Below are 17,963 nucleotides of genomic sequence, written 5' to 3'. Positions count from 1 at the left end.
CGCTCGGCAGGGCGGGGAGACCAGTCGGACGGGCGGTGTGATTCCGGACATACGGCGGTGTCGTCAAGCGAGGAGCGGCGCGCACAATCCCTCCTGCGGTCGATCGTTCGACGCGGGAGAGGTGGGCGACATGGAGACTCGAATGAAACTGCTGGCAGGGCCGCTCACCGAGTTGTGCAGGCTGCTGCGTATCTGCAGGGTGTAACGTTCCGACACACCATACGCGTAAGGGTCGGACGAGAGATGAAGACATCTGTGAAGTGGGCGGCCACATCCGAAGTTGGTGAGCTGTTCGTCGGCAGCTCTCCCCTGTCGAGGATCGAGCGCGGAGTGCTCGGCGCCTTGCTCGGGATCGGGCTGGTCGTGGATGTGCTGCTGCCCTCAACCGGGCCGGACTTCAGTAGCGATGTCTTCGAGACAGCGCTCATTGCTTCGTTCGGATTCTTCCTCCACACGCCACGGGTCGGTTCGGTGATCATGCTTGCAGCCGTTGCGGTCTCGTTCCCGCTCGCAATGGCGTCGGAGGCACTGCTGAGCGGAGCTCTCGCGGTCGGACTCGTCGCCCGCTGCGGCACGCGGGCGCTCGTGACGCGGTACGTCGCGATCTACGTTCTCCTGCTGCTCGTGGCCGCTGTCACGCGGCACGAGCCAGGGCTCGGAGGCACGATCATGATCATCATGATCGCCGGGGTCGCTCTCGGTGTGGGTGCGCTTCAACGCTGGGCGGTCACCTCCGAGAAGCGCGCCGTTCGCCAACTCGTCGAGCGCGAGGAACAGGAGGAGGCGGTGGTTCATGCCGAACGCCGGCGGATCGCCGACGAGCTGCACGATGTGCTCGCGCACGACCTCACAATCATCGCGTTGCACGCGAGAGTGCTCGAACGTGCGCCGGGAATCGAGGACCAACGGCGGTCGCGGGAAGCGATCGCGGCCGCGGCCCTCAAGGCACTCACTGACCTTCGCTGGCTGCTCGGGCAGATGGACGTCCTGCAGACTGATGCGAGCGTCGCGATCGGTGACCTCGGCTCCGCTGTCTCGGATGCCCTCGGCGACCTCACCGCAGCGGGCTGGGTGGTTGCACTGAGCGGAGCCGATCTGACGTCAGAGAACCTCCCGAGACTGGTCACGACCGCGCTTGCGCGGATCGTGCGGGAGGCGGGCACCAATACTCTGAAGCACGCGAGTCCCGGTCGCGCGGAACTGATCTTCGTCAGCGAGCGCGACTACGTCGGTCTGCGCATGATGAACGATCTTGATGAGAGCGATCGGCACCGGCTCCCGCCCGGTGGCTATGGCACGGTGCGCATGGCCGAGCGCGTGCGCATCGTGGGCGGCGAGATCGAGGTGGGTGAGCGCGATGGACGGTGGAACCTCGAGGTGCGAGTGCCGCGGCAGATCGTCGTACCGACTGTGTCCACGAGCTGAGGTCGAGCAAGTACGTGACCGGGTCCGTCTCCAGAGCTTGTCGTCGGCAGACTCGAGCAGGATACGCTCCGCGGCCTCGTCCCGATTGGGAGGGCATTGACTCTCACCATGTGCGGCAGCGCCGACCAGCGGTGTCATGGTCGCGTGGCAGCGGAGGGTTGCGCCGACGCGTCGACTCAGGCGGGCGGCACCGCGCCGTTGCGGATGTGCTGGTAGACGACCGAGGTGCGGACGTCGGCGACCTCGCGGCGCTCGGTGAGGCGGTCGATGACGAAGGCGTAGAGGTCGTCGTTGTCGCGGACGGCGACGTGGATGATGAAGTCCTCGTTGCCGGCGGTGACGAAGACGCCGAGGGTCTGCTCGAGGCCGCTGACCCAGTCGCGGAACGATTCGATCACCTCGCGGGACGGCGGCCGGATGCGCACGGCGATCAGCGCCTGGACGCCGCGGCCGATCGCGGCGAGGTCGACGTCGAGGGTCGTGCCGCGGATGACGCCGCGGGTGCGCAGCCGCCGCATGCGGTCGAGCGAGGTGGTGGGGGAGACGCCGACCGCGGTGGCGACGTCGCGGTTGGACATCCGCGCATCCGACTGGAGGAGGCGGAGGATGGCGATGTCGAGCGCGTCGAGGACCACTCCATCGCGGTTCTGCTGGTCGTTCATACGGACAGCCTGCGGGACGCTCGCGCATCCGCCTATCGTGGGCGCGGCCGGTCGGGAGGACCGACCAGAGAGGGACGACAATGAGCACTGCACCTGTCGGCTACGCCGAGGACGAGATCGACACCGCGGCGCCGACCCGCTCCGCCCGTCTGAAGTGGGTGGTCGTGGTCGACGAGGCGCTCCCGATCGGGCGTGCGGTGAACGCGGCCGTCTGCGTCGCGGCCGCGACCGGCGCTCAGGTGCCCGGGCTGCTCGGCCCCGCCTCGCAGGACGCCACGGGCTCCGAGCACCCGGGGCTGCCGTGGGCGGGCTGCACCGTGCTCGCGGCCGACGCGGCGACGCTGCGGACGATCCGGGCGAAGGCGGAGGCGCACGAGGAGACGTTCGTCGCCGACATGCCCGCTGCCGCGCAGGAAACCCGGGTGTACGACGAGTACCGCGAGGTGCTCGGGGCGACCGGGCCCGAGCTCGTCGAGTACCTGGCGGTCGGTCTGATCGGGCCGAGGAACCGCGTGGACAAGATCGTCGGGCGGCTGCGACTGCTCTGAGCGGTCGGGGCGGGCGTCCTCCACAGGACGGGATCTCGAGCTTCGTCCACTGATCCGCAGGCGTCGCTGATCGCCCGAACCGGGCCGCTCTAGCGTCGTCGGATGCAGCAGACGAGCCAGACCGACGATCCCGCGGGGCTGCTGCGCCGTCCGCGGCGAGCGCGGTCGCGCTGGCGGATCGGGGTCGGCGCGGCGATGGTGCTGGTGATCGCGGCGGCGGTCGTCGCGGTGCTCCTCGCAGGGACGCGGGCGAGCGGCCGGACGGAGGTGCTCGCGCCGGCCGGTGGTGTCACTGCTGCGGCGGGTCCGTCCGGAGCGCCCTCCTCCACGGAAGGGAACGCGACGCCCGCGGCGAGCAGCAGCCCCGGTGAGGTGCTCTACGTGCACGTCGCCGGAGCGGTCGCCGCGCCCGGCCTGTATCTGCTCGATCCCGGTGCGCGGGTGGCCGATGCGCTCGCGGCGGCGGGTGGTTTCACGGAGCCGGCCGAGCGGGCCGCCGTGAACCTCGCGCGCCGGCTCGTGGACGGTGAGCAGATCCTCGTCCCGGAGCGGGGTGCGGCGGTCGCACCGGGCGGCACGGCTCCGGCCGCCGGAGGTGCTGCCGCCGCGGGCGGGATCGTCCGCTTGAGCACGGCCACGGCCGCGCAGCTCGAGGAGCTGCCCGAGATCGGGCCCGCGACGGCGGCGAAGATCGTCGCCTACCGCGAGGAGCACGGGCCGTTCACCTCGGTCGACCAGCTGCTGGAGGTGCCCGGCGTCGGCGAGAAGACGCTCGAGGCCTTCCGCGAGCAGGTGGCACCGTGATCCGGGCCCAGGACCTGCGGCTGCTGCCGCTCGCACTCTCGGCCTGGGCGGCGGCCGCGGCGACCGGGCTGCTGCCGGTCACCGCCGTCCTCGGCGGCGGGGTGCTGCTCTGCACGGTCGCGTGGTCCGTGTGCCTCGTCGCCGTTCTGGCTCTCGGCGTGCTCCGTCGGCGCCGCGCGGCCGTCGTCCTGGCTGGGATCGCGGTCGCGTTGGGGGGAGCGGCGCTGGCCGTCACCTCCGTCGTCGTCACGACTCCCGAGCGGCATCCGCCGGAGCTGCGGGCGGCCGCGGAGTCCCGAGCGGCTGAGGCCGTGCTCGTCCGCGTCGAGACGTCCGCGAGACCGCTCGTCACCGGTGGGGTGTGGTTCGACGGCACCGCGCTGCAGCTGGAGGATCAGCCGATGTCGGCGCCGGTGCGGGTGTTCCTCGCCGAGCCCGGAGGGCGGCTGCCGGTCGGCTCCGAGGTGGTGCTGCGGGCTCGGGCCGAGGAGCCGGGCGTCGTCGGCGAGAGCACGCTCCTGACGGCGAGCGCCGTGCTCGAGCGGCGTCCGCCCGTGGGGGTGGCGGCGGTCGCGGAGGTCCTGCGCTCGGGCTTCCTGGCGCGGACCGCGGTGCTCGGGGGAGACGTGGCCGGCCTGCTGCCCGGGCTCGCGACCGGGGACACCTCCGCCCTGTCGTCCGATCTGGAGGACGACATGCGGACCGCCTCGCTCACCCACCTCACCGCGGTGTCCGGAGCGAACTGCGCGGTCGTGGTCGCGGCCGGCTGGCTCGTCGCCGCGCTGCTCGGCGCCGGCCGTCGGCTCCGCACCGTCTCGGCTCTGACGGTCCTCGCCGCCTTCGTCGTGCTGGTCACTCCGGAGCCGAGCGTCGTCCGTGCGGCGGTGATGGCGATCGTCGTGCTGCTCGCGCGGTTGGGGCGGCGCTCCGGAGCGGCGGTCCCGGCACTGCTGGCGAGTGTCGTCCTGCTGATGCTCGTCGATCCCGCGATCGCGGGGCGGCTCGGCTTCGTGCTGTCCGTGCTGGCGACGGGCGGGCTGCTGCTCGCGGCGGAGCCGATCGCGGACCGGCTGGGCGACGTGCTGCCGCGTCCGCTCGCGTTGGTGGTCGCGGTCCCGCTGGCGGCCCAGCTGGCCTGCCAGCCCGCGGTCCTGCTGATCGACCCGTCGATCCCGGTCTACGGGGTGCTGGCGAACCTGCTCGCCGAGCCGGCGGCGCCGGTGGCCACCGGACTCGGGCTGATCGGCTGCCTCCTGGCGCCGTGGTGGCCGGGCGGCGCCGACGTCGCGATCCGTCTCGCGGCCGTACCTGCCTGGTGGATCGCCTCGATCGCGCGCGCCGTCGCCACCTGGCCGTCTCCGCGGATCGCCTGGCTGCCCGGACTCGGCGGGATGCTGGCGCTCACGGTCCTGACCGTGCTCGCCCTGCTGCTCGTCACCCGTTCGCGTCGCCTCACGCGGGCGCGACAGGTCGCGGCGACCGTGCTCGCCGGGGCGCTGGTCGTCGGGGGAGCGTCGAGCGTGGCGACGCCGCTGCTGCGCTCCGGAGCCGTCCCGTCGGACTGGCGGGTGGCGATGTGCGACATCGGGCAGGGCGACGCGGTGCTGGTCCGCGGCGACGCCGGGGTGGTCCTCGTCGACACCGGACCGCTGCCGGAGCGGCTCGACGCGTGCCTCGACCTGCTCGGCATCGACCGCCTCGCGCTGCTGCTGCTCACCCACTACGACCTCGACCACGTCGGCGGCCTGGCGGCCGTCGTCGGTCGCGTCGACGAGGCGCTCGTCGGCCCGGTGGCGGACGAGGGCGACACCCGCGATCGCGCCGACCTCGTGTCCGGCGGGGCAGCGGTGCAGGAGGCGGCGCGCGGCGACAGCGGCTCGGTCGGCTCGCTGCGCTGGCGGGTCGTCTGGCCGGAGCGGGGGACCACCCTCCGCGGCAACGAGGCGAGCGTGACGCTGCGGATCGACATCCCGGCGGACGCGATCGGCGGGCCGCTGTCCCTGGCCATGCTCGGCGACCTCGGCGCCGAGGAGCAGGGGCGGCTCGCGCGTCTGGATCCCGGCCGCGTCGACGTCGTGAAGGTGGCGCACCACGGCTCCGCCGACCAGTCGCCCGCCCTCTACGACGCACTCGGCGCCCGCACCGGGCTCGTCTCGGTCGGCGCCGACAACACCTACGGCCACCCGACGCCGTCGCTGCTCGCGCTGCTGGCCGAGCGCGGCACCCGCGCCCTGCGGACGGACCTCGAGGGGACGGTGCTGCTCTCCTCGCGACCCGAGGGGGTCGTCGTCTGGACGAGCGGCGCCGCCGCCCCGGTGGCCGCTCTAAACGAGCAGGGAGGTGGAATCACGCCTGCGCTCGGCCGAGGGTCGCCAGTCGCCGGGGAGGACGGTGCTGCCGGAACCCGATCCGCGGGTGTCTTGCGACGGAGTGGACAGCCTGGCGCCGCGGATCGGTCGCGGACGTCGCCGACTGCTTGGATACGGGATCGACGTGGCGTGACGAGGAGAAGGAGTCGGCGTGATTCGGAAGGAACGAACCGAACTCCGGAAGGATCAACCCGGCGTCTCGATCTCTCTGGTCATGTTCGCCCACGTGGCACTCCTCCTGTTCCTGGCCGCGGTGCCTCACCAGCCGCCGTGGTGGATCGTCGTCTCCGCGGTCGCGCTGATCGGAACAGGGATCGGCGCGTTCTCCGATTCCCGCAGGTACCGACGGAAGTACCTGGAGAGGCAGCGACGGGGCGGTCCGTCCTGACGGCGCGACCTCTCCTCGCTCCTCCAGCGGGTGTCTCCGGACTCGTAGAATCGAGGGTCACGGAAGGACGACGGCATGGCAGGCAGAGCCCCGGCGCGCGGCAAGGCGGCACCCTCGAAGGCGGCGATCCCGCAGCTCGCGTGGAACCAGACGCGACCCGCTCCGATCGTGCTGATCACCGGTCCCGAGCAGTTCCTCGCCGACCGGGCACTGCGGTTCCTCCGCGACTTCCTCCGCGCCGAGGACCCGAGTCTCGAGGTCAACGACATCGACGCGGGCGGCTACGCGCCGGGGGAGCTGCTGACGCTGGCGAGCCCGTCACTGTTCGACGAGCCTCGGCTGCTGCGCGTCTCCAACGTCGAGAAGTGCTCCGACGCGTTCCTCGTCGAGATGATCGAGTACCTCGCCCAGCCCGCGGACGGCGCGACCGTCGTGCTCCGGCACGGGGGCGGCAACCGCGGCAAGAAGCTGCTCGACGCGATCCGCTCGGGCACCGGTGGCGGCATCGAGATCGTCTGCGCGGAGCTCAAGCGGGAGAGCGACAAGGTCGACTTCGCGATCGCGGAGTTCCGCACCGCGGGGCGCACGGCGACGACCGGTGCGGTGCGGGCGCTGGTGTCGGCGTTCTCCGACGACCTGGACGAGCTCGCCTCGGCCTGCCAGCAGCTCGTCTCCGACGTGACCGGAGACATCACCGAGGCGACGGTCGCGAAGTACTACGGCGGTCGCGTCGAGACCACCGCGTTCACGGTCGCCGATGCCGCGATCGCCGGCCGGCACGGGGAGGCGCTGCTGGGGCTCCGGCACGCGCTCGCGTCGGGTGCGGACCCGGTGCCGATCGTCGCGGCGTTCGCGAGCAAGCTGCGCACGATGGCGAAGGTCGCCGGGTCCCGCGAGGGCTCCGGTCAGATCGCCTCGCGGCTGGGCCTCGCGCCGTGGCAGGTGGACCGCGCGCGCCGCGATCTGGCGGGCTGGACCGGCGACGGCCTGGGGATGGCGATCCTGACCGTCGCGGAGGCGGACGCGAACGTCAAGGGTGCGACCCGCGATCCGGTGTTCGCGCTCGAGCGCATGGTGTCGGTCATCTCGGCGCGCGGGGTCTGACGACCGGCGCTTCTCCTGCCGGTGGCGGTGGGTCTCGATACGCCACTGCGGGGCTACTCGACCAGCATGCACGTGCCGGGCCCGCCAGGCCGAGTTCCTCGGAGAGCGTGCGGGTGTGGAGTGGCATGCCGGGCAGAGCTCCTCGAGCAGCATGCAAGCGCCCGACCCGCCACCCGGGGGGCTCCTCTGACCAGCACGCATCTACCGGGCCCGCCGCGCAGAACCATGGTGATCGAGTAGCCCGCGGAGCGGGCGTATCGAGATCCGACCCGTCAAGACCCCCGGTCTCAGGGCACGGAGGCCTGCCGGTTCTCCGGGTCGAAGTGGAAGACGGCTCCGCCGAAGAGCAGCTGCGCGCCGCCGAGCCCGATCACCGACGCGACGATCACCGCAGCCCCGGCGAACACGAGCGCCGATCCCGGGTAGGCCCTGTGCGCGAGGACGAGGAGCAGGATCAGCCCGACGACGTGCGCGACGGCGACCGGTACTCCTCCGACGGCCTCCCCGAAGCCCGCCATCGTCGTCCCCGCGGCGAGGGCCTTGCCCTGCTCCGACTGCGCCTCGGCCATCGCGAAGCCGAACCAGCACCAGGAGAAGAGCGCTGCGGGGACGCCGAGGCAGGCCACGGTCCAGAAGCCGATCCGCGCCCGGCTCTCGGAGGTCCGCGGTCGGGAGGGAGAGGTCGTGGCGTCGAGCGGTGCAGCCACCGTCAGCCCGCCTCGATCAGCCGGGTGAGTCGATCCGCGGCGGAGGAGATCGTCGAGACGGCGACGAGCGTGAAGACGCAGGCGACGCCCCAGAACCAGGTGCGGCCGGGAGCGTGCGCGCGACGGCGGTCGAAGGCGAGCCACCAGGCCGCGACGACCGAGACGAGCGCGGCGATCACCGACCCGAGGGCCATCCTGACCCAGTCCGCGGCTTCCGGCTCCGTCCAGGAGTTCGTGCCGACCACGATCGCGGTCGGCACGACGACCATCCCGAGCAGTCCGAGGAGGATCGCCCTGTCCTGGCTCAGCGGCTTCGCCGTCTCCGTGCTGGTCATGATCCCCCGATCGCGCGCCGGGCAGCTCTTCGCGGGAGCCGTCCGTCACGGCGACGCTACCGGACGTCCTTGCGGTGGGTGGGTCTCGATACGCCCCTGCGGGGCTACTCGACCAGCATGTGGTCGCCTCCAGGCTGATCGACCAGCATGTGGTCGCCTCCAGGCTGATCGACCAGCATGTGGTCGTGCGGGCTCGTGCTGCGTGATGTCCTGGCGAGCCGGCGCCGGTGGGCCCAAGCCGCGGCCTCGCAGGCGAACAGGCGATTCGCGTGCCAGCGAATCGTCGTAGCCGGAACGCGACCCGCTCCACTCAGCGCGACCCCTCGGGAAGCCGACCGCGCGACGGACGACGAGGAACGAGGAGTCCGTCGACGGCGAGCGGCAACGACGAAGGGCCCGGCCAGAGGCCGGACCCTTCGTCGTTGCCGTGAGCCCAGAGGCTCAGAGCGCGGCGACCTGCTTCGCGATGGCCGACTTGCGGTTCGCGGCCTGGTTCTTGTGGATGACGCCCTTGCTCGAGGCCTTGTCGAGCTTCTTGGCGGCGAAGGCGAGCGCGGTGGCGGCCTTCTCGGTGTCGCCGGCGGCGATGGCGGAGTGCACCGCGCGGACCGCGGTCTTCAGCTCGCTCTTGACGGCCTTGTTGCGCTCGTTCGCCTTCTTGTTGGTGAGGTTGCGCTTGATCTGCGACTTGATGTTTGCCACGTCTATTACCTTCTTCTCGGATGTGTGTGCAGCCGGCTACTCGACGGAGTGCCCCTTCCGGTGGCGTGGAAACGCCATCCCGGTGCGACTGGAGGTCGCCGGCTTCTGAATCACTCCACACACGCCAATGGTGGAGCGCAAGCCAACAAGGAACTTTAGCGCACCCGCCGCCACCCTTCAACCGCGCCGCGCCCGCCGCCCACGTCCCGTCCCGCGAGATGCCACTTGCGTACGCGACACGCCGCGCGAGGCGTACGCAAGTGGCATCTCGCGGCGGGAGCCCGCCAGTAGCCTGACCAGCGATGCCCCGACTCGCCGATCACATCCCCGCCGTTCCGCCCTCGGGCATCCGCCGGCTGTTCGAGATCGCCCTCCGCCTGGACGGCGTGACGCTGCTCGCCGTGGGGGAGCCCGACGTCGCCGTCGCACCGCACATCATCGAGGCGGCCCGCGCCGCCTGGGCCGCGGACGACACCGGCTACGGCCCGAACGGCGGTCTGATGGAGCTCCGGCGCGCGATCGTCGCCAAGCTCGCCCGCGACAACGGGTTCCGCGCCGACGTCGAGCAGGTCTGGGTCACGGTCGGCGCCACGCAGGCGCTCTACCAGGCGATGACGCTGACGCTCGGCCCGGGCGACGAGGTGCTCCTGCCCGACCCCGGCTACACCACCTTCACGATGAACGCGCGGATGATCGGCGCCGTGCCGCTGCCCTACACGCTGCGCGCCGAGAACGGCTTCCTCCCCGACCTCGACGAGCTCGAGCGGATCGTCACCGACCGCACCCGCGCGATCATCGTGAACAGCCCGTCGAACCCGCTCGGCATCGTCCTGCCGCGACCGATGCTCGAGCGCCTGCTGGACTTCGCCCGCCGCCACGACCTCTGGATCATCAGCGACGAGGTCTACGAGTGCTTCACCTACGGTCGCCCGCACGTGAGCCTCGCCGCGCTCGCGCAGGAGGCCGGCCACGACGACGACCGCGTCTTCAGCGTCTTCTCGCTCTCGAAGACCTACGCGATGACCGGCGTCCGGGTCGGCTACCTGGTCACCCCGCCCGGCCTGACCTCGACGATGGTCACCGTCCAGGAGGCGTCGATCAGCTGCGTCGCGACGCCCGACCAGCGCGCGGCCCTCGCGGCGCTGACCGGGCCGCAGGACGCGGTCGCCGACGCCTCCGCGCACTACCTCGCCAATCTGCGGCTCGCGACGGCGCTGCTCGACGAGCGCGGCATCCGGTTCCGCGAGCCGGAGGGCGCCTTCTACCTCTGGATCGACGTCTCGCACGCGAGCGACGGCGACGTCGCCTCCTGGGCCGAGGCCTTCCTGCTCGAGACCCTCGTCGCCGTCGCGCCGGGCAGTGCCTTCGGGCGCACCGGTGAGGGCTGGATCCGCGTCTGCCTCGCCGCCGACCCCGCCGACCTCGAGCACGGGCTGCGCGCCCTGCCGGCCCCGATCGCGGCGGCGAGCGCATGAGCGCCGACGACGTCCTGGTCCGCCGGGTGCGCCCGGAGGAGTACGCCGAGGTCTCCCGACTGCGCCTCGCCGCGTACGCCCACGACTACGAGCTGGGGGAGGAGTACGCGGCGGACGTCGCCGACGTCGCCCGGCACGACCGCGAGGGCGAGGTCTGGGTCGCGGAGGAGCACGGCGCGATCCTCGCGACCGTCACCACCGCGGCTCCCGGCGCCACCCTGTACTCCCTCGGCCGTCCGGGCGAGCTCGACTGGCGGCTGCTCGCGGTCGCTCCGGAGGCGCGCGGTCGCGGGCTGGGCCGCCTGCTCACCGAGTTCGTGGTGATGCTCGCCGTGGAGCGGGGACTCCAGCGCGTGGTCATGAACAGCGGCACCGACATGCTCGCCGCGCACGCCCTCTACGAGAGCATGGGCTTCGTCCGGCTCCCCGAGCGCGAGAACCCGCCCGGGATCGAGCCCACGCGCACCTACGGACTCGACCTCTAGCGAGGACCGCCCGCAGAACATCAGCGGAGAAGGGCATTCATCGCCCCTCAGCGACGAGGTCCCTCCACAGCTGACGTTCTGCCCCGCATCCGGCCGGTCCCGGCCCCTCGCCCTCCGCCGCACCCCGGCCGTGGGACACTGGACGCACGATGTCTCCACGTGCACACCTCGGGCTCGAGCCCGCCGCGACCGATCCGGCGTCCATCCGCAACTTCTGCATCATCGCCCACATCGATCACGGCAAGTCGACGCTCGCCGATCGCATGCTCGGCATCACGGGCGTGGTCGAGGACCGCGCCATGCGCGCGCAGTACCTCGATCGGATGGACATCGAGCGCGAGCGCGGCATCACGATCAAGTCGCAGGCCGTCCGCATGCCGTGGGAGCGCGACGGGCAGACCTTCGCGCTGAACATGATCGACACCCCCGGTCACGTCGACTTCTCCTACGAGGTCAGCCGCTCGCTCGCCGCCTGCGAGGGCGCGATCCTGCTGGTCGACGCCGCGCAGGGCATCGAGGCGCAGACCCTCGCGAACCTCTACCTCGCGCTCGAGAACGACCTGGCGATCATCCCGGTCCTCAACAAGATCGACCTCCCCGCCGCCGACCCGGAGAAGTACGCGGCCGAGCTCGCGAGCCTCATCGGCGGCGACCCGGCCGACGTCCTCCGCGTCTCCGGCAAGACCGGCGTCGGCGTCGAGGCGCTGCTCGACCGCGTCACGGAGCTGGTGCCCGCGCCGGTCGGCGACAAGAACGCTCCCGCCCGCGCGATGATCTTCGACTCCGTCTACGACTCCTACCGCGGCGTCGTCACCTACGTCCGGATGATCGACGGCCAGCTCTCGCCGCGCGAGAAGATCCAGATGATGTCGACGCGCGCGACGCACGAGATCCTCGAGATCGGCGTCTCCAGCCCCGAGCCCGTCTCCACCAAGGGCCTCGGCGTCGGCGAGGTCGGCTACCTGATCACCGGCGTGAAGGACGTCCGACAGTCGAAGGTCGGCGACACCGTCACCACCGCGTCCAAGCCCGCCACCGAGGCGCTGCCCGGCTACACCGAGCCGCTGCCGATGGTGTTCTCGGGTCTCTACCCGATCGACGGCAGCGACTACCCCGACCTCCGCGAGGCACTGGACAAGCTCAAGCTCTCCGACGCGGCGCTCGTCTACGAGCCCGAGACCTCGGTCGCGCTCGGCTTCGGCTTCCGCTGCGGCTTCCTCGGCCTGCTGCACCTCGAGATCGTCACCGAGCGGCTCGACCGCGAGTTCGGCCTCGACCTGATCACCACGGCGCCGTCCGTCATCTACGAGGTGACCACCGACGACAAGAGCACCGTCACGGTCACCAACCCGAGCGAGTTCCCGGTCGGCAAGATCGCCAGCGTCACCGAGCCGATCGTCCGGGCCGCGATCCTCGCGCCGAAGGACTACGTCGGCACGATCATGGAGCTCTGCCAGAGCCGCCGCGGCACGCTGATCGGCATGGAGTACCTCGGCGAGGACCGCGTCGAGATCCGCTACCACATGCCCCTCGGCGAGATCGTCTTCGACTTCTTCGACAACCTCAAGTCGAAGACGGCCGGCTACGCCTCGCTCGACTACGAGCCCGCCGGCGACCAGGAGGCCGACCTGGTGAAGGTCGACATCCTGCTGCAGGGCGAGCAGGTCGACGCGTTCAGCGCGATCGTCCACCGCGACAAGGCCTACGCCTACGGCGTCCTGATGACGGGGCGGCTGCGCAAGCTGATCCCGCGCCAGCAGTTCGAGGTGCCCATCCAGGCCGCGATCGGCGCCCGCATCATCGCGCGCGAGTCGATCAGCGCGATGCGGAAGGACGTCCTCGCCAAGTGCTATGGCGGTGACATCACCCGCAAGCGCAAACTGCTCGAGAAGCAGAAGGAGGGCAAGAAGCGCATGAAGATGGTCGGCCGCGTCGAGGTCCCGCAGGAGGCGTTCATCGCCGCCCTGAGTGGTGACGTCGAGACGAAGGACAAGAAGTGAGCGTCCGGCGCTCGAGCTTCGAGGGGCAGCCGCAGGTCACCTACGCGGCGGTCGGCGGCACGCTCGCGCCGGACCTGCTCGAGTACCCGCCGGACGGCTTCACCGCCGAGCGGTTCGAGGCGCGCCTGGGCTCGGGCGCCGAGCGCTTCGCGATCACGACCGCGTCGCTGATGACGTGGGGCGTGCAGCGCGGCAGCGGCATCGCCGTCACCGACATCACAGCCGGCAGCGGCGTGCAGTACACCGGCGTGAACTTCGACTCCGCCGGCACCCCGATCGACCTCGCCAGCCGCCCGACCGAGGAGCAGTTCTCGGCGGACGGCACGCCCTACATCACCGCCGGCGTGACGGCCGTGCTCAAGATCACGCTGCTCGGCCGGACGGTGAACGCCCCCGTGCGGGTCGTGTACGTCGTCGACGAGCCCGACCAGGTCGGCTTCGCCTACGGCACCCTCGAGGGCCACCCGGAGAGCGGCGAGGAGTCCTTCGTGGTCGAGAAGCGCGCCGACGACTCGGTCTGGCTCGTCATCCGCGTGTTCTCGCGGCCCTCCACCGCCCTCTACCGTCTCGGCACCCCCGTCCTCCGGGTCGTGCAGAAGCGGCAGGTCAAGAAGTACCTGCGCGCGCTGCTGCCGGCGCGCGTCAGCTGACGTGGGCAGCGCCCTCCCGCTCGCCGACCCGGCGCCCCTCGACGGACTCCTGCCGGCCTCCGTCGCCGACGGCGTGGAGACCCGCGACCTCGGGCTGTACGTGCACGTCCCGTTCTGTCGGGTGCGCTGCGGCTACTGCGACTTCAACACCTACACCGCGACCGAGCTGCGCGGCGCGAAGCAGCAGGACTACGCCGACGAGGCGATCGTCGAGATGGCGCTCGGCGAGGGCGTGCTCGCGGCCGCGGGTCTGCCGCGACGGCCTGCGGCGACCGTGTTCTTCGGCGGCGGGACTCCGACGCTGCTGCCCGCCCGCGATCTGGTGCGCATGCTCGACGGGCTCCGGCGTCACTTCGGCGTCGCCGACGGTGCCGAGATCACCACGGAGGCGAACCCGGATTCTGTCGACGCCGCCTACCTCCGCGAGCTGGCCGACGCCGGGTTCACCCGGGTCAGCTTCGGGATGCAGTCGGCCGTGCCGCACGTGCTCGCGACGCTCGAGCGCACCCACGATCCCGAGCGCGTGCCGCTCGTCGTCGAGTGGGCGCGCGAGGCAGGGCTGCAGGTCAGCCTCGACCTGATCTACGGCACGCCGGGGGAGTCGCTGCCCGACTGGGAGCGCTCGCTCGATTCGGCGCTGGCCAACCGGCCCGACCACCTCTCGGCCTACGCGCTGATCGTCGAGGACGGGACGAAGCTCGCGCGGCAGATCCGCCGCGGTGAGGTGGCCACTCCGGACGACGACCTGACCGCCGACATGTACGAGCTGGCGGACGCTCGGCTCGCTGCGGCCGGCTACTCCTGGTACGAGGTCAGCAACTGGGCGCGCGACGACGCCCACCGGTCGCGGCACAACGTGTCCTACTGGCTGGGGCACGACTGGTGGGGCGTCGGGCCCGGTGCCCACAGCCACGTCGGCGGGGTGCGCTGGTGGAACGTGAAGCACCCGGCGGCCTACGCCGAGCGGCTGCACTCCGGCTCGTCGCCGGCCGCCGGACGGGAGACCCTCGACGCCGCGACCCGCCGGGTGGAGGACGTGCTGCTGCGCTCGCGCCTGGCGGACGGGCTGCCGATCGACGCGATCGACCCGGAGCGCCGCCGCGAGGTCGCGGGTCTGATCGCCGACGGCCTCGTCGACGGCCGGGCCGCCCTCCGCGGGCGCCTCGTGCTGACGCTGCACGGCCGGCTGCTGGCCGACGCGGTCGTCCGCCGCCTCACGGACGGCTGAGCCGGACCGCTCCCTGCTGATCGAGCAGCCCGCGGAGCGGGCGCATCGAGATCCCCTGTCCGATGTGCGTGGGTCTCGATACGCCGCCTGCGGCGGCTACTCGACCAGCATGGGGTTCCGCCTGCGGTGGCTACTCGACCAGCATGAGGTGGAGCAGGCGCGTCATGCTGATCGAGCGGCCCGCATCGTGGGCTCCTCATGCTGATCGAGTAGCCCGCGGAGCGGGCGTATCGAGATCCCGCTCGGTGCCTACTTGAAGAAGGGGATGCTCAGCGGGTACGTGTAGTACTCGCCGGCGCTGGCGCGCACCGAGGCGATGATCGCGAAGACGATCACGAGGATCGGCACGACGATGAAGACGATGAAGCCGACGAGCACGAAGCTCAGGATCGTCCCCGCGACGTAGGCGATCAGGGTCGTGAGGTGGAAGTTCAGCGCCGTCTTCGCGTGCGCCTCGAGGAAGGGCCCGCGGCCCTTGAAGACGAGGTAGACGATCAGCGACGGGATGAAGCTGAAGAAGATGCCCGTGATGTGGGTGACGATCGCCCAGGTCTTCTCGTCGGCCGGGTTCAGCGGCGGGGCGGGCGTCGAGTAGGCGGGCGGCGGGGGCGGGGTTGCCGACATGGTGATCTCCGTCTCAGGAATCGGCGCGCCGGGCGACCCCGGGCGCTCGGCGTCCATCGTGGCAGAGAGCGAGCCGCGACGGGGCGGATCCAGGGCGAGCCCCGCCCTCCTTCCTCCTGCGCGGTTATGATTGGCACTCAATCTCGTGGAGTGCCAAGCTCCGCGTGGCGCCACGGCGCCGAGGTGGTCGTGCCGCGAGGCACCCGGAGTCCGGCGGGAGGTCGGTCGTATGGTGACGGAGCGCGGTCTCCAGGTCCTGCGCGTGATCGTGCAGGACTACGTCGCGAACCGCGAGCCGGTGGGCTCCAAGTCGATCGTCGAGCGCCACGCGTTCGGCGTCTCCGCGGCGACCATCCGCAACGAGATGGCGCAGCTCGAGGAGGAGGAGCTGATCGCGGCCCCGCACACCTCCTCCGGCCGCGTCCCCACCGACAAGGGCTACCGCCTCTTCGTCGACCAGCTGACCGACCTGCGCCCGCTGACCGCGGCGCAGCGGCAGGCGATCGAGACCTTCCTCGGCCAGAGCCCCGACCTCGACGAGGTGCTCGTGCGAACGGTCCGGCTGCTCTCGCAGCTCACCAACAGCGTCGCGCTCGTGCAGTACCCGTCCTTCGGGGCCGCGCGCATCCGTCACGTCGAGCTGGTCGCCCTCGCCCCGCGGCGGTTGCTCTCCGTGCTGATCACCGACACCGGCCGCGTCGACCAGCGCGTGCTCGAGACGCCCGAGGACGTCGACGAGCTGCTGCTCGGCGAGATCCGGGCGAAGCTCAACACCGCCGTCCTCGGCCTGGGGCTCGCCGCTGCGGCGGAGACGCTGCAGAGCGCGACCGAGCAGTTCAGCCCGGAGCGCCGCGCCGTCGTCGACCCGGTGGTGCAGACCCTGCTCGAGCAGGTCGGCGCGAACCGGCAGGACCGCCTGGTGATGGCGGGCGCCGCGAACCTGGTGCGCACCGAGGAGGACTTCTCCGGCAGCATCTACCCCGTTCTCGAGGCGATCGAGGAACAGGTCGAGCTGCTGCGCCTCTTCGCCGAGATGACGCCGGACCCGCGCGGCATCTCGGTCCGCATCGGCCGCGAGAACGCGCCGTTCGGCCTGCAGGAGACGTCCGTGCTGACCAGCGGCTACAACACGGCCGGCGGCCAGGTCTCGCGCCTGGGGGTCCTCGGACCGATCAGGATGGACTACTCCGGCAACATCGCGGCGGTCCGCGCCGTCGCCCGCTACCTCTCCCGCCTCCTCGGCGAGGAATGACCCGCTCCCAGACCCTCGCCGGAACCCCGGCTCCCGACAGGTCCGCCGCGCCCGGCGCACCGACCACGAACGAAGGACGAAGCCCCCTGTGGCCGATCACTACGAAGTCCTCGGCGTCGACCGAGACGCCTCCGCCGACGAGATCAAGAAGGCGTACCGCCGGCTCGCACGCGAGCTGCACCCCGACGTCAACCCGAGCGCGGACGCGTCCGAGCGGTTCAAGCTCGTCACGCACGCCTACGACGTCCTGAGCGACGCCCAGCAGCGACAGCAGTACGACCGCGGCCCGCAGGACGGCTTCCCCGGCGGTGGCGGGCAGGGCTTCGGCGGCTTCGGCGACATCTTCGAGACGTTCTTCGGCCAGGGCGCGCAGGGCTCCTCGCGCGGCCCGCGATCGCGCCGGGAGCGCGGCCAGGACGCGCTGCTGCGCGTCGAGGTCTCGCTCGACGAGGTCATCTTCGGCACCCACCGCGACCTCGAGGTCGACACGGCCGTGCTCTGCGAGACCTGCCAGGGCTCGTGCTGCCAGCCGGGCACCTCGCCGGTCACCTGCGACATCTGCCACGGCTCCGGCCAGATCCAGCGCACCGTCCGCTCGCTGCTCGGCAACGTGATGACGGCCAGCCCCTGCGGCACCTGCCGCGGCTACGGCACCGTCATCGCCACTCCGTGCTCCACCTGCCAGGGTCAGGGCCGCGTCCGCGCGCGCCGGACCATCCCCGTCGACGTCCCCGCGGGCGTCGACACGGGCCTCCGCCTGCAGATGCCCGGCAGCGGCGAGGTCGGCCCGGCCGGCGGCCCGAGCGGCGACCTCTACCTCGAGATCAAGGTCAAGCACCACGACATCTTCAGCCGCAACGGCGACGACCTGCTCTGCACCCTCGAGGTGCAGATGACGGACGCGATCCTCGGCTCGACGACGACCCTCGCGGCGCTCGACGGCGACATCGAGATCGAGGTCAAGCCGGGCACGCAGAGCACCGAGATCGTCACGATCAAGGGCCGCGGCGTCACCAAGCTGCGCGGCAACGGCCGCGGCGACCTCCGCGTCGGCATCCAGGTGGTCACCCCGACCAAGCTGGGGCACCGCGAGCGCGAGCTGGTGCAGGAGTTCGCCAAGCACTACAAGCCGCAGAAGCCGGCCCTCACGCACTTCCAGCAGGGGCTCTTCTCCAAGCTCCGCGACCGCTTCCTGGGCTGACCGG

Annotated in this window: 18 protein-coding genes and 1 pseudogene; 13 read left to right on the top strand and 6 right to left on the bottom strand. The window is 71.6% G+C overall.

Features of this window, described 5'->3' with window-relative positions:
* Positions 1-243 precede the first annotated feature (243 nt).
* Positions 244-1,425, top strand: a complete 1,182-nt coding sequence (locus MT353_RS00515) for a sensor histidine kinase (RefSeq protein WP_243623314.1) — start codon at positions 244-246, stop codon at positions 1,423-1,425.
* Positions 1,426-1,601: 176 nt separating this feature from the next.
* Here MT353_RS00515 and MT353_RS00510 read toward each other — a convergent pair whose 3' ends face one another.
* A complete protein-coding gene (locus MT353_RS00510) occupies positions 1,602-2,087 on the bottom strand; it encodes an Lrp/AsnC family transcriptional regulator (RefSeq protein WP_243623313.1) in 486 nt (161 codons plus the stop codon).
* 80 nt (positions 2,088-2,167) lie between these two features.
* Here MT353_RS00510 and MT353_RS00505 point away from each other — a divergent pair, with 80 nt between their 5' ends.
* A complete protein-coding gene (locus tag MT353_RS00505; protein WP_243623312.1) occupies positions 2,168-2,635 on the top strand; it encodes a DUF2000 domain-containing protein in 468 nt (155 codons plus the stop codon).
* Positions 2,636-2,737: 102 nt separating this feature from the next.
* Positions 2,738-3,439, top strand: a complete 702-nt coding sequence (locus MT353_RS00500; protein ID WP_243599044.1) for a ComEA family DNA-binding protein — start codon at positions 2,738-2,740, stop codon at positions 3,437-3,439.
* 394 nt (positions 3,440-3,833) lie between these two features.
* Here MT353_RS00500 and MT353_RS00495 read toward each other — a convergent pair whose 3' ends face one another.
* Complete coding sequence (locus MT353_RS00495; RefSeq protein ID WP_243623311.1) at positions 3,834-4,136, bottom strand: hypothetical protein; 303 nt, start codon at positions 4,134-4,136, stop codon at positions 3,834-3,836.
* Between MT353_RS00495 and MT353_RS22105 the strand changes: the two are divergent.
* The 3 genes and pseudogenes from MT353_RS22105 to holA all read left to right on the top strand — a co-directional run.
* Positions 4,135-5,253 (top strand): annotated as a pseudogene (locus MT353_RS22105) (ComEC/Rec2 family competence protein); the annotation flags it as partial. The gene MT353_RS00495 and the pseudogene MT353_RS22105 sit on opposite strands and share 2 nt — an antisense overlap.
* Positions 5,254-5,959: 706 nt before the next feature.
* Positions 5,960-6,196 (top strand): hypothetical protein, encoded by a 237-nt coding sequence (locus tag MT353_RS00485; RefSeq protein WP_243623309.1) that lies wholly within the window; start codon positions 5,960-5,962, stop codon positions 6,194-6,196.
* Between the two features lie 75 nt (positions 6,197-6,271).
* Positions 6,272-7,300: a DNA polymerase III subunit delta gene (gene holA, locus MT353_RS00480; protein ID WP_243623308.1), complete on the top strand. Its 1,029-nt coding sequence runs from the start codon at positions 6,272-6,274 to the stop codon at positions 7,298-7,300.
* 287 nt (positions 7,301-7,587) lie between these two features.
* Here holA and MT353_RS00475 read toward each other — a convergent pair whose 3' ends face one another.
* The 3 genes from MT353_RS00475 to rpsT form a co-directional block, all read right to left on the bottom strand.
* A complete protein-coding gene (locus MT353_RS00475; protein WP_243623307.1) occupies positions 7,588-8,007 on the bottom strand; it encodes a hypothetical protein in 420 nt (139 codons plus the stop codon).
* A gap of 2 nt (positions 8,008-8,009) precedes the next feature.
* Positions 8,010-8,342: a hypothetical protein gene (locus MT353_RS00470; protein ID WP_243599046.1), complete on the bottom strand. Its 333-nt coding sequence runs from the start codon at positions 8,340-8,342 to the stop codon at positions 8,010-8,012.
* Positions 8,343-8,783: 441 nt separating this feature from the next.
* On the bottom strand, positions 8,784-9,044 hold the full coding sequence (gene rpsT, locus MT353_RS00465; RefSeq protein ID WP_123445612.1) for a 30S ribosomal protein S20: 261 nt from the start codon (positions 9,042-9,044) through the stop codon (positions 8,784-8,786).
* Between the two features lie 302 nt (positions 9,045-9,346).
* On the opposite strand from rpsT, the gene MT353_RS00460 reads away from it, so the two are divergent.
* From MT353_RS00460 to hemW, 5 genes are all read left to right on the top strand, one after another.
* Positions 9,347-10,519 (top strand): pyridoxal phosphate-dependent aminotransferase, encoded by a 1,173-nt coding sequence (locus MT353_RS00460; RefSeq protein ID WP_243623306.1) that lies wholly within the window; start codon positions 9,347-9,349, stop codon positions 10,517-10,519.
* Entirely contained in the window at positions 10,516-11,004 is a 489-nt protein-coding gene (locus MT353_RS00455; protein WP_123732102.1) for a GNAT family N-acetyltransferase, read from the top strand. The genes MT353_RS00460 and MT353_RS00455 overlap by 4 nt, the downstream gene beginning before the upstream one ends.
* A 149-nt stretch (positions 11,005-11,153) precedes the next feature.
* Positions 11,154-13,004: a translation elongation factor 4 gene (gene lepA, locus MT353_RS00450; RefSeq protein WP_123445615.1), complete on the top strand. Its 1,851-nt coding sequence runs from the start codon at positions 11,154-11,156 to the stop codon at positions 13,002-13,004.
* Positions 13,001-13,654: a DUF1990 family protein gene (locus tag MT353_RS00445; RefSeq protein WP_123445616.1), complete on the top strand. Its 654-nt coding sequence runs from the start codon at positions 13,001-13,003 to the stop codon at positions 13,652-13,654. Before lepA ends, MT353_RS00445 begins: the two co-directional genes overlap by 4 nt.
* 1 nt (position 13,655) lies before the next feature.
* A complete protein-coding gene (gene hemW / locus MT353_RS00440; protein WP_243623305.1) occupies positions 13,656-14,882 on the top strand; it encodes a radical SAM family heme chaperone HemW in 1,227 nt (408 codons plus the stop codon).
* Between the two features lie 249 nt (positions 14,883-15,131).
* Here hemW and MT353_RS00435 read toward each other — a convergent pair whose 3' ends face one another.
* Positions 15,132-15,506, bottom strand: a complete 375-nt coding sequence (locus tag MT353_RS00435; protein WP_123704749.1) for a DUF4870 domain-containing protein — start codon at positions 15,504-15,506, stop codon at positions 15,132-15,134.
* A gap of 229 nt (positions 15,507-15,735) precedes the next feature.
* Between MT353_RS00435 and hrcA the strand changes: the two genes are divergently transcribed.
* Together hrcA and dnaJ are read left to right on the top strand one after the other, a co-directional pair.
* Entirely contained in the window at positions 15,736-16,758 is a 1,023-nt protein-coding gene (gene hrcA, locus MT353_RS00430; protein WP_123445618.1) for a heat-inducible transcriptional repressor HrcA, read from the top strand.
* Positions 16,759-16,846: 88 nt separating this feature from the next.
* On the top strand, positions 16,847-17,959 hold the full coding sequence (dnaJ, locus tag MT353_RS00425) for a molecular chaperone DnaJ (RefSeq protein ID WP_123445619.1): 1,113 nt from the start codon (positions 16,847-16,849) through the stop codon (positions 17,957-17,959).
* Positions 17,960-17,963 lie beyond the last annotated feature (4 nt).

The organism is Rathayibacter sp. VKM Ac-2927 (genome assembly GCF_022815525.1).
In the GTDB taxonomy this organism is placed as follows: Bacteria; Actinomycetota; Actinomycetes; order Actinomycetales; family Microbacteriaceae; genus Rathayibacter; species Rathayibacter festucae.
The sequence above is the reverse complement of the archived record's forward strand: the minus strand, read 5'-3'. Positions and strand labels throughout refer to the sequence as shown.

Excerpts from the sequence above, each read along its gene's own strand:
- MT353_RS00470 (WP_243599046.1), bottom strand. The coding sequence starts at position 8,342 with ATGACCAGCACGGAGACGGCGAAGCCGCTGAGCCAGGACAGGGCGATC.
- holA (WP_243623308.1), top strand. The coding sequence starts at position 6,272 with ATGGCAGGCAGAGCCCCGGCGCGCGGCAAGGCGGCACCCTCGAAGGCG.
- hrcA (WP_123445618.1), top strand. The coding sequence starts at position 15,736 with ATGGTGACGGAGCGCGGTCTCCAGGTCCTGCGCGTGATCGTGCAGGAC.
- MT353_RS00510 (WP_243623313.1), bottom strand. The coding sequence starts at position 2,087 with ATGAACGACCAGCAGAACCGCGATGGAGTGGTCCTCGACGCGCTCGAC.
- MT353_RS00500 (WP_243599044.1), top strand. The coding sequence starts at position 2,738 with ATGCAGCAGACGAGCCAGACCGACGATCCCGCGGGGCTGCTGCGCCGT.
- MT353_RS00435 (WP_123704749.1), bottom strand. The coding sequence starts at position 15,506 with ATGTCGGCAACCCCGCCCCCGCCGCCCGCCTACTCGACGCCCGCCCCG.
- MT353_RS00505 (WP_243623312.1), top strand. The coding sequence starts at position 2,168 with ATGAGCACTGCACCTGTCGGCTACGCCGAGGACGAGATCGACACCGCG.
- MT353_RS00460 (WP_243623306.1), top strand. The coding sequence starts at position 9,347 with ATGCCCCGACTCGCCGATCACATCCCCGCCGTTCCGCCCTCGGGCATC.
- MT353_RS00455 (WP_123732102.1), top strand. The coding sequence starts at position 10,516 with ATGAGCGCCGACGACGTCCTGGTCCGCCGGGTGCGCCCGGAGGAGTAC.
- MT353_RS00495 (WP_243623311.1), bottom strand. The coding sequence starts at position 4,136 with ATGTCGTCCTCCAGATCGGACGACAGGGCGGAGGTGTCCCCGGTCGCG.
- MT353_RS00515 (WP_243623314.1), top strand. The coding sequence starts at position 244 with ATGAAGACATCTGTGAAGTGGGCGGCCACATCCGAAGTTGGTGAGCTG.
- lepA (WP_123445615.1), top strand. The coding sequence starts at position 11,154 with ATGTCTCCACGTGCACACCTCGGGCTCGAGCCCGCCGCGACCGATCCG.